At 63.0% G+C, this 10,372-nt stretch carries 9 protein-coding genes; 1 reads left to right on the top strand and 8 read right to left on the bottom strand.

Annotation, left to right across the window (positions count from 1 at the left end; all coding sequences use genetic code 11):
• Positions 1–27: 27 nt before the first annotated feature.
• Together hslR and yrfG are read right to left on the bottom strand one after the other, a co-directional pair.
• Entirely contained in the window at positions 28–414 is a 387-nt protein-coding gene (hslR, locus tag IOC61_RS08470) for a ribosome-associated heat shock protein Hsp15 (RefSeq protein ID WP_195688405.1), read from the bottom strand.
• A gap of 40 nt (positions 415–454) precedes the next feature.
• The gene (gene yrfG, locus IOC61_RS08475; RefSeq protein ID WP_195688406.1) at positions 455–1,126 is read right to left on the bottom strand and encodes a GMP/IMP nucleotidase; all 672 of its coding nucleotides are present in this window, start codon (positions 1,124–1,126) and stop codon (positions 455–457) included.
• A gap of 75 nt (positions 1,127–1,201) precedes the next feature.
• Here yrfG and nudE point away from each other — a divergent pair, with 75 nt between their 5' ends.
• The gene (gene nudE / locus IOC61_RS08480) at positions 1,202–1,783 is read left to right on the top strand and encodes an ADP compounds hydrolase NudE (protein ID WP_195688407.1); all 582 of its coding nucleotides are present in this window, start codon (positions 1,202–1,204) and stop codon (positions 1,781–1,783) included.
• A 17-nt stretch (positions 1,784–1,800) separates the two neighbouring features.
• On the opposite strand, the gene IOC61_RS08485 is transcribed toward nudE, so the two are convergent.
• From IOC61_RS08485 to IOC61_RS08510, 6 genes are all read right to left on the bottom strand, one after another.
• Entirely contained in the window at positions 1,801–2,886 is a 1,086-nt protein-coding gene (locus tag IOC61_RS08485; protein ID WP_195688408.1) for an oxidoreductase, read from the bottom strand.
• A 60-nt stretch (positions 2,887–2,946) separates the two neighbouring features.
• Positions 2,947–4,791: a dihydroxy-acid dehydratase gene (gene ilvD, locus IOC61_RS08490; protein ID WP_195688409.1), complete on the bottom strand. Its 1,845-nt coding sequence runs from the start codon at positions 4,789–4,791 to the stop codon at positions 2,947–2,949.
• A gap of 123 nt (positions 4,792–4,914) precedes the next feature.
• Complete coding sequence (locus IOC61_RS08495; RefSeq protein ID WP_195688410.1) at positions 4,915–5,835, bottom strand: SH3 domain-containing protein; 921 nt, start codon at positions 5,833–5,835, stop codon at positions 4,915–4,917.
• 120 nt (positions 5,836–5,955) lie between these two features.
• Positions 5,956–6,261, bottom strand: coding sequence for a DUF6447 family protein (locus tag IOC61_RS08500; protein WP_229333003.1), 306 nt, complete (start codon positions 6,259–6,261; stop codon positions 5,956–5,958).
• 55 nt (positions 6,262–6,316) lie between these two features.
• Positions 6,317–7,129: an OmpA family protein gene (locus IOC61_RS08505; RefSeq protein WP_195688411.1), complete on the bottom strand. Its 813-nt coding sequence runs from the start codon at positions 7,127–7,129 to the stop codon at positions 6,317–6,319.
• Positions 7,130–7,148: 19 nt separating this feature from the next.
• Positions 7,149–10,372 (bottom strand): YadA-like family protein (locus tag IOC61_RS08510; RefSeq protein ID WP_195688412.1); only part of this gene is annotated, 3,224 nt, incomplete at its 5' end.

Below are 10,372 nucleotides of genomic sequence, written 5' to 3' on the forward strand. Positions count from 1 at the left end.
CGCCAGTCGCGAGGCGGAGCCTACCTCCTACTCCCCCTGATTGCGCTGGAAGCGCTGGATCTCGCGACGCTGCTTCTTGTCCGGGCGCTTGAGAGGGTGCTGCATGACCTGATTGGTCAGTCGTCGCGCCTCGGCCTCCTGCTCGCGGCGGCGGGCACTCTCCTCGGTCTCGCGGTAGAGTTCGCGCGCCTCGGGGGCGCCACGCCGCTGGTCGGAGAGTGCCATCACCTCCACCTCCCAGATATCCCAGCCCTGGGGCACGCGTATGATGGCACCGACCTCGACGTTCTTGCTGGTCTTGGCCCGGCCGCCGTTGTAGTGCACCTTGCCACCCTCGATGGCCTTCTTGGCCAGGCCCCGGGTCTTGAAGAAGCGTGCCGCCCACAGCCACTTGTCGAGCCTGACACTATCCATGGGAATCCTCCTAGCTGTCGGCCACGAGCCCACCCACCACTCAAGGGATCAGGGGCGGCTCGTTGCCAGGCAGAATGGTCGCGAAGGTGTCCAGGGTGATGAACTCCTCCAGCTCGCGTTCGGGCCGCTGACTGTTGGGCTGCTTGATGCCCAACAGATGACGAATGCCGAACTGTCGGGCACTCTCCAGTACCCGTGGGTTGTCGTCGATAAACAGGGTGCGGGCCGGCACGAAGGGCTCGATCTCCTGCAGGCGCGTCCAGAACACCTGCTCCTCCTTGGGCGCACCGAAGTCGGCCGAGGAGACGATGGCATCCAGGTAGGGCTCAAGACCGGTCAGCGGCAGCTTGAGTGCCAGGCTGGCGCGGTCGGCATTGGTGGCCAGCACGACCCGGGGATGAGCCAGCTTGAGCCACCTGAGGAAATCCATGGCATCGCTGCGCAGGCCAATCAGGTGTTGAATCTCGCGCTTGAGGGCGACCACATCGACGTCGAGCTCGCGGCTCCAGTAGTCGAGGCTGTACCAGTCGAGCGTCCCCTGCTCGCCGATGACCTTCGCGCGCACCCTCTCCTGGGTGGCTTCATCGAGTTGATGCAGCTCCACATAGCGACGCGGCAGATGCTCGAGCCAGAAGTGGCTGTCGAAGTGCAGGTCCAACAGGGTGCCGTCCATGTCCAGCAGAACGGTATCGATGGCGCGCCAGTCAATCATGTGAGAGTTCCGGGTCGTGGCTTGCGGGAGGTGATATGGTAGCAGGCAAGTTCCTACCCAGAAACGGAGCCACCGATGACTTCGCCCGACTGGCCGCAGAAGCCCGCCATCCTCGACCGCCGCTCGGAGGCCAGAAGCCGCCTCTTTCATGTCGAATCGCTCGATCTGCGCTTCTCCAATGGCGAGGAGCGCACCTTCGAGCGCCTGACCGGTAGCGACAGCGGCGCCGTGATGATCGTGGCCATGCCCGACCCCGAGCACGTGCTGCTGATCCGCGAGTATGCCGCCGGCTTCGAGGAGTATGTGCTGACCCTGCCCAAGGGGCTGGTCGACCCGGGTGAGGATATCATCAGCGCCGGCAACCGCGAGCTGATGGAAGAGTGCGGCTTCGGCGCACGACGCATCGAACCGCTGGTGGAGCTGTCACTGGCCCCCAACTACATGCGCCATCGCATGCAGGTGCTGCTGGCCACGGACCTTTATCCCAAGCGCCTGCCCGGTGATGAACCCGAACCGTTGATCGTGGAGACCCACGCCCTCGAGGAGCTGCCCGCCCTGCTGGCCCGGGAGGACTTCCATGAGGCTCGAGCCATCGCGGCACTCTATATCGCCCGGGAGCGGCTGCGTAGCGAGGCGGAGGGCGGCGAGCTCTGGTAGCCTGCCGATGATGCGACTCAGCGGCGATGCAGGCGCTGACGCAGCTGGCTGTTGCCCTCCTTGAGCCGCAGCCAGCGCGCCTGACGATAGCTGTCCAGCCCCACCTCCAGCAGTTCCATGACCTGCAAGGCGCTATCCAGCGAAACGGGCGGTGGCGCACCATGCAACAGCATCTCCACCACCCCGGCGTAGAAGGCCGGGTAGTCTCCCGGCAGGTTGAGGTGCTGCTGTACCTCCGGTACATCCTCTTCGTCGGCCACCAGGCTCAACTGCCCCGGCTCGGGATCCACGCCCATGCCAGGCATGACCGCCAGTGACTCCTGCAGGTGGGCCTCCTGGGGATCCTGACCAAACTTCACGTAGCTGCCATGGGTGCCATGCACACGAAAGCGCGGAGTAGGATCGGCCACCAGCGAACTCGCCTGCAGGCTGACCCTCAGCCCGTCGTACTCCAGCAGGCAGTGGAAGTCATCATCCACTTCGGCGCCGTCACGCAGCGTGGCCAGCTCCACCAGGATCGCCCGCGGCATGCCGAACAGCTGCACGACCTGGTCGAGCAGATGTGGTCCGAGGTCGTACCAGATCCCCGCGCCCGGTCGATGATTATCACGCCAACGGTCGCTCACCGTGGGCCGGAATCGATCGAAGCGAGACTCCAGCGATACCACTCGCCCCAGGCTGCCTGCATCAATCAGCTCCTTGAGCGTCAGGAAATCGCTGTCCCAGCGGCGGTTGTGAAAGACGCTCAGGCTACGGTCGGCGTTATCCGCCTGGGCGCGCAACATTCGCGCCTCGGAGAGCGTCACCGCAAAGGGCTTGTCCACCACCACATGCTTGCCCGCCGCCAGGGCGGCCTTGACCAGAGAGTAATGAGTATCGTTGGGGGTGGCGATCACCACCAGGTCGATGTCCTGCCGCTCGAACAGCGCCGCCGCCTTGGGCAACACCTCCACCCCCGGCAGGTCGGCATGAACCCTGTCGGCATCCGAGCTAACCACGGCGGCCAGCTGCATGCCCTCGGTGGCATTGATCAAGGGGGCATGGAACACCTGGCCCGCCAGGCCATACCCGACCAGCCCGACGCCGAGCGTTAAGGTCTTCATCGCAGCTCTCCTCGCTGGAAACGCGACGCCCCGGCCGGGGCCGGGGCGTCGTGGGGTGGTTCAGTCGAGCTTGCTCAGGTCGCGTACCGCGCCCTTGTCGGCAGAGGTGGCGAGCAGTGCATAGGCCTTGAGCGCCGCGGTGACCTTGCGGTCGCGCTGGATAACCGGCTTCCAGGCATCTGTGCCTTTCGCCTCCATGGCCGCACGGCGACTGGCCAGCTCCTCATCGCTGAGCTTGACGTTGATCCCACGGTTGGGAATATCGATCTGGATGATATCTCCCTGCTCGATTAGGCCGATGGCGCCGCCGGCGGCAGCTTCCGGTGAGACGTGGCCGATGGAGAGCCCCGAGGTACCCCCGGAGAAACGGCCATCGGTAAGCAGCGCACACGCCTTGCCCAGGCCCTTGGATTTCAGGTAGCTGGTCGGGTAGAGCATCTCCTGCATGCCGGGACCGCCCTTGGGACCCTCGTAGCGGATCACCACCACGTCGCCCTCGCTGACCCGGTCGGCAAGGATGTCTGCCACCGCCTGGTCCTGGGACTCCACCACATGGGCCGGCCCCTCGAAGACCAAAATCGACTCGTCAACGCCGGCGGTCTTCACCACGCAGCCGTCGACGGCGATGTTGCCCTTGAGCACGGCCAGGCCGCCCTCCCGGGAGAAGGCATGGTCGAGATCGCGGATACAGCCGGTGGCACGGTCGCCGTCGAGGCTCGGCCAGCGAGCACTCTGGGAGAAGGCCACCTGGGTCGGCACCCCGCCGGGGCCGGCCTTGAAGAACTCCACCACCTCGGGGCTCGGCGAGCGCATGATGTCCCACTCCTCGAGCGCCTCGGCCAGGCTATCGCCGTAGACGGTGGGCACGCGGGTATCCAGCACCCCGGCACGGTCGAGCTCGCCGAGGATGGCCATGATGCCGCCGGCCCGGTGCACATCTTCGATGTGATACTTCTGGGTGTTCGGCGCCACCTTGCACAACTGCGGTACCTCCCGCGACAGACGGTCTATATCGGTCATGTCGAAATCGATCTCGGCCTCCTGGGCGGCGGCCAGCAGGTGCAGGATGGTGTTGGTGGAGCCGCCCATGGCGATATCCAGGGTCATGGCGTTCCTGAACGCCGCCTTGGCACCGATGGCACGGGGCAGCAGGTGCGCCTCCTCATTCTCGTAATAGCGTTTGGCCAGCTCGACGATGCGGTGACCGGCATTCTCGAACAGGCGACGACGGTCGGCATGGGTGGCCACCACGGTCCCGTTGCCCGGCAGCGCCAGGCCCAGCGCCTCCATCAGACAGTTCATGGAGTTGGCGGTGAACATGCCGGAGCAGGAGCCGCAGGTAGGGCAGGCGCTGCGCTCGATCTCGGCGAGTGTCTCGTCATCGACGCTGTCGTCGGCGGCCATCACCATGGCGTCGACCAGGTCCAGGCCATGGTCGAGCAGCTTGGTCTTGCCAGCCTCCATGGGGCCGCCGGAGACGAAGATCACCGGCACGTTGAGGCGCATGGCGGCCATCAGCATCCCCGGGGTGATCTTGTCGCAGTTGGAGATGCACACCAGGGCATCGGCGCAGTGGGCGTTGACCATGTACTCGACGCTGTCGGCGATCAGGTCGCGACTCGGCAGCGAATAGAGCATGCCGTCGTGGCCCATCGCGATGCCGTCGTCCACGGCGATGGTGTTGAACTCCTTGGCCACCCCGCCGGCCTTCTCGATCTCCCGGGCCACCAGCTGCCCCATGTCCTTCAGGTGCACATGCCCCGGCACGAACTGGGTGAAGGAGTTGGCCACGGCGATGATCGGCTTGTGGAAGTCCTCGTCCTTCATGCCGGTGGCGCGCCACAGGGCGCGGGCGCCGGCCATGTTGCGGCCGGCGGTGGTGGTGCGGGAACGATACTCGGGCATGCTGTCCTCTTCTCTTCTTCTCTCGGCGGCCGCCTGTGCCGGCGGCTCGGTGTCCAGGTCAGCCGATGATTCTGGCACGCGGCCGGGCGTCAGGCCAGACTGAAGAGGCCAGAACCCCGTGGCTTACTGAACCAGCCGTGTGGCGACCCAGCCCAACATCGGTTCGCCATTCTTCTCGAAGTAAATCTGGCTCCAGCCCTCGCCTTCTCCCAACACGTAGACCACGGTTCCCCGTGTCAGCTGCGTTATCCGCGCGTTATCCGTTCCGGCACCAGATCGAATATTCACACGAGAGCCCACAACCTCTTTTTTCTGGAGGTTAGGCAGGCTAGCTTGAATATTCTCCTTGGCCACTTCATTACCATTGCGCGCTGCGTTGGCAAACCAGAACACCGCCCAGGCGTGATTGGCCTCCACGCCACGCCCCCGGGCATAGAGGGCACCCAGGTTACTCTGCGCCATGGCGTCGCCCTGTCGGGCCGCCTGATTGAAGTAATCGAAGGCGCGAGTAAAATCCTGCTCAACGCCGCGACCGTTCTCGTAGAGGCTGCCGATATTGTTCTGCGCAGGGGCATGCCCCTGATCAGCCGCCTGCTCAAACCAGCGTGCTGCCACGGTGGCGTCCTCTCCAACGCCAAACCCTTCCAGATACATCAGCCCCAACTGAAACTGGGCCCCGGCGTGGCCGGACTGTGCCGCACGCTCCAGCCACTCCACGGCATCCGCCGGTCCGCGACCGTCGATGCTTTCGCTCAAGAACAGCTCGGCCATCCTGACCTGGGCCTCGAGCACGTCATTGTCAGCCGCCAGCCGATACCACTTGTAGGCTTCGTCCAGACTTTCTCGAACGCCGGTACCGTTCTCGAACATCTGGCCCAGCGCAAACTGTGACTGGCCTTCGCCCTGCTCTGCGGCTTCTCTCCACTCATGCACCGCCGAGGCGAAATTTCTCTGCCGAAACTCGGCCAGCCCAGCATTGTAGTCGGCATATATCAGTGTGCTGCCGCTCAGCAGCACAATTCCCAGCCAAATCTTTGCTTTCATGAATCAATAACCATTGATTAGCGACACCAAGGAAAACCCGGCATGCCAGACATGCCGGGTAGGTCAAAGATAATGCGGAATGCAAAAGCTCAGATCCCACGAGCCATCATCGCTACGCGGTCATGCCTGTGGCGCCACACTCTTGACCACATCACCCAGTATACGGGCATAGGTATTACGCGCCGTCTGCATGATGGCCAGCTGGTCCTGCAACCGGCGTATCTCCTGGTCGGTAACCCGGAGATTCTGCAGCTGTTCACGCCCCTGATCCCCCAGGCTTTCCAGGGTGTACGCTACCCCATCGATGGTCACCGAGGGTGTATCCGCTTGCTCCTTCGCCTCCATATTCACGCTCTCGGACTCGGTTTCGCCCTGAGACTCGATGTCCTGAGCGCTATCCTTTTGGCGGCTGTGTCGTTTAGTCATTACACTACCTTGCCTATCTGATTATGCGTTGACTCACTGTCGGCGACAGCAGAGGTCAGCCTTCTGCCAGCTCGCGAGTGGTGATTTCCACACGGCGGTTGGGCCGCAGACATTCGGTGACGCTCGGCGTCGCCCTGGCCCCGGGGCACTCCACCACCGGGTCGGCCTCGCCACGTCCCGCGGTGCGAATATCGCCACGCGAAATCCCCTGAGTGGAGAGATAGTCGGCCACGCTATCGGACCGCGACTGCGAAAGCTCCTGATTATACGCTGCGCTGCCGAAGCGGTCGGTATAGCCCACGATCATCATCCCGGGGGATGTGAACTTGTCCTTGGCAGACTGGGCCACGCGCTCCAGGGCACGGCGCCCTTCAAGGGTCAACTGGGCGCTGTCAAAATCGAACAGCACATCACCCGAGAGTACCAGCGTCTCGTCTTCCGCCACCTTCGTTGGCACCAACAGTTCAGGACACTGCATATCTCGCCAGCTGGAGTCCTCCAGCGCCATATCATCATCGAAATCGACCTGATACTGGCAGGTGAGGTACTCCCCGCCCTCTTCACCCGTATACAGATTGAAGACGTAGTTCCACGCGCGAACGCCGAAGAAACCTTCGCTGAACTGGGGGCTGCCGATCAGTTGACGCACCTGGTCCTTGGTCTGCCCCTCGCGAATGCGCAGGATGTTCCGCGGTTCGACGAAGCGACCGCCATCATGCCAGTTATCATTCAGCGCCGGAAAGCCATCTCCCGCTTCACGGATGTCTGTGCGGTCGTTGTTCGGCGGGCTGGCACAGCCCGCGACCATTGCCAGGCTGGCAATACCGGCGGCCCCAAGGGCCGCCTTGAGCAGTGCAGATGAGCTCATTACTTTCACGTTTGTCTCCTTACCAGTGCCAGCCAGCGCCGATGCCCGCACCAAAGTTACTCTGAGAGTCACCCGTCACCTTGCCCTGGATGACCCAACGGCCATTGTCCGAGAGACGCGATACGCCTACCGATACAGCAGACTCGCCCTCGTAGGTACCGGCACCCACGCCCACCATGCTCTTGCCGGGCATCCAGGCCTGGGGAACGGTAGCCGCGGCAAGGGCACTCGCCGTACCAGCGTTCGCGCTATCTTCCACATCACTGATGCGCCCGTGGACCTTGTTGATCTCTTGAGCGAAGCGCTGGTTGAGCTCCTGCATCTGACCAACATTCACCGCATCGTTGGCATCGACACCAGGTGCCACATTGGTGATCCGCATGCCACCACCATCAATGCCTTTGGTAGTCATGCTCGGGCCACCCTCGATCTTCACGCCGTCGTTACTCACCGTGGTGTTACCGGTGGTCACGCTATCGACATTCAGCTCCTGACTCAGCGATACCTGCACCCCTTTATCGGTGGTTTGTGTAGAGATGTTCTCTCCATCACCGTCGATGCGCACGGTATCACCCAGCTTGCGGTTTACGGCCTCGCCGTCGTCGGCGGCGAAGTCCATGCCGCCATCCAGCGAGGTGTTGATGTCGCCAATCTCCTCCTTGACGCCGTGCAGCTGGCTGCCGTTGACCGCATCGGTGCTGCCTTCACTGATGTCACCCTTGCCGACACCGGCAATGATGGTGTTGCCCTCGTCATCGACGTTGTCCTTGTCGATGGTGACGGAGCCCACGTCCACCTTGTCGAACTCTACCTCGTCCGACGTGGCTACCTCGTAGACGCTTTCACCATTTGCACCAGTCGTTTCGGTGACCTTGATGTTCTTGCCTTGCGTGACTTCGGTCTTGGCCGCTGCCACTTCGTCACCGATATCACCAGCCACCTGCTTAAGATCGCCCACATTCACGGCGTTCATCAGGTCACTACCGCTGATCTGATCCAACGACTGGCCACCCAGGCCACTACCCACGTTAGTGATCTGCATGCCGCCAGCATCAATACCCCCAATGGTGACGCTCGGGCCGCCAGCAATGGTCATGCCATCAGCACCATAATCGGTACTGTTGGTACCATCGTCGACGGTAAGGCCGTCACCATCCATGGTGGTTCCACCGGTGGTAATGCTGCCGTCAGTACCGTCTACGGTGATGGCATTCTCGTTTTCGCCCAGGGTGATGGTGTCGTTCAGCGCGACTTCGATCACCCCCGCATCATTCTCACCGCTCTGTGCCACGCTGATATTGCTGTCGCCCTGGAAGTCCACCGCGCCGTTCGGCCCGATGTTCACCTGGTCGACACCGGAACCGGTCAGGTTCCAGCCGGCATTGGCGACCTGCTGCACCTCATACAGCTGGCCACCATTGATGGCATCGGTGCTGGTGCTGCTTACATCGCCGTCGGCCACACCGGTGATCTTGCGATCGCCCGCGTCAATGCCACCAGCCGTGACGCTCGGCCCACCGGCAATCTCAAGCCCGGCATCACTCAGAGTCACATTATCGCCAACGCTGACACCGCCTCCATTCACGATGGTATCTCCGACGCCAATCTCGCCCTTCTCGCCATCCACGTTGATCGCGGTATCGCCATCACCCAGGGTGATACTATCGGCCAGGTTGAACGCCAGATTGGTGCCATCGCGGTTGATAATGACGTTGCCGTCCTCGCTGGTGAAGTCCACCACCCCATTGGGACCGACGTTGTTGCTACCGTCTGCCAGGGCACCCTCACCATCCACCGACAAGTTCCAGCCGGCGTTGGCCACTGTGTATACCTGACCCAGTTGGTCCTCCGTCGCGGCCTGGCCGCTGGTGAAGCTGTCCGGGTCGAAGGACGTGTTGGTCAACCCCCCGATAGTGCCGCTATTGGCATCAACTACGATCTCGTTGGCCGGGCCCGTGGTCGGGTTCGCCGCCAGCGTGATCGTACCCGCTGCTACCGTGGTGGTGGCCGTCGGGTTCGCGGCGCTGTCGTTGACCACCAGACCATCGGTGTCGAGCACGCTATTGCCCGCGGTCACGCTATCTACATTCAGGTCAGGGTTCAGGGTAATGTCGATCTGACCGTTATCCTCCTGGCCGTTCTGCGCCACGCTGATGTTGCTGTCGCCCTGGAAGTCCACCGCGCCGTTCGGCCCGATGTTCACCTGATCGGCGCCGGAGCCGCTCAGGTTCCAGCCGGCGTTGGCAGTCTGATTGACCAGGCTCAGCTGCTCCTCGGTGGCCGCACGTCCCGCTTGGGCGAAGTCACCGCCATCGAGGTCGGTGTTGGTCAGGCCCGTGATGTCACCGGCACTGCCATCGAGAGTGATGCTGTTGCCAGCACCGGCCACGCTGATGCTCCCCGCGCCCACCTCGGTGGTGCTGCCGGCGCCGTCGTCGACGGTCACCCCGTCGTCGTTCATCACGGTGTCGCCGGTGGTCACGCTGCCGGTATCACCCAGATCGATGTTCTTGGCCAGCTGGATCGATAGGGTGTCGCTACCGTCGGCGACCACGCCGATATTGCCATTGACCAGAGCGGTCGTGTCAGTCTCGCCGCCAACCAGGTTCACCGTTTCCCCGAGCTTGCGCTCGACGTTGCTGCCGGCATCACCGGCAAAGGTCAGCGGGGTATCCGCAAGACTGGTCAGCTGGCTGACATTGACCGCATCGGTGTCGGCCACGCCGTCGGCCACGTTGGCAATCACCTGATCACCGGCATCGATGCCACTGGTGGTGACACTCGGGCCACCCGCAATGGTCATGCCGTCGACGCCGTAGGCGGTGCTGTTGGTGCCATCGGTGACACTGGTGCCGGTTGCAGTCACTTCGGTGACATTGCCGGCGCCGTCATCGGCGGTCACGCTGGCAACATCAATGTTATCGGCCAGATCAAAGGTGACGTTGTTGTCGGCGGCAGTCTTGCTGACCTCGATATTGCCGTCACTGTTTTTCAGATCAACGCTGTCGTTCGGCCCCACATTGGTCGGGTTGCTGCCCTGAGCGCTGATGTCCCAGCCCGCAGTGGCCGCGCTGTTGGCCGAGCGGATGGCGTCATCGATGGTGCTCTCGCCAGTACCGCCCACGTCACTCATGGTGAAGTCGTTGCCGGTGTAATCGGCATCGCCACCCAGCACGTTGCTGGCCAGGCTGTCGCCCGCTGCCTGCAGCTGGCTGCCGTTGATGGCATCGCTGCTGCTGCTGT

It is taken from the genome of Halomonas sp. KAO, from assembly GCF_015595025.1.
Classification (GTDB): domain Bacteria; phylum Pseudomonadota; class Gammaproteobacteria; order Pseudomonadales; family Halomonadaceae; genus Halomonas.